Origin of the sequence: Pseudomonas peli (assembly GCF_050563605.1) — a bacterium.
Taxonomy (GTDB): Bacteria; Pseudomonadota; Gammaproteobacteria; order Pseudomonadales; family Pseudomonadaceae; genus Aquipseudomonas; species Aquipseudomonas peli_A.
This window is the reverse complement of record NZ_JBNXUH010000103.1, coordinates 1-230: the sequence shown is the minus strand read 5'-3', so window position 1 is coordinate 230 and position 230 is coordinate 1. Positions and strand designations below refer to the sequence as shown.

1 pseudogene is annotated in these 230 nt (G+C 69.9%); it reads right to left on the bottom strand.

The annotated features are described in order from the left end of the window. Positions 1–85: 85 nt before the first annotated feature. Positions 86–230: pseudogene (locus ACQ4LH_RS21195) on the bottom strand (two-component sensor histidine kinase); the annotation flags it as partial.

Here is a 230-nt window from a genome sequence, read left to right as displayed (position 1 = left end):
CGCCCCCCCCAAMKACCTACCACCKCGGGGSGCGCCGCCGCCRGCGTSAGWTGTTTAAAAGAGCCRGGCCCACCCCCCCCACCCCCACAKGGGGGGCGKTGGGGYCGCGGAACAGGAAACCCGCCACTTCCACCGCATTACCGCCGTAGCGCAGAGCATTCTCGATCAGGTTGACCAGCAGCCGCTTGAGCGACACCCGGCGCAACGGGAAGGCTGGCACGGACTCCAGG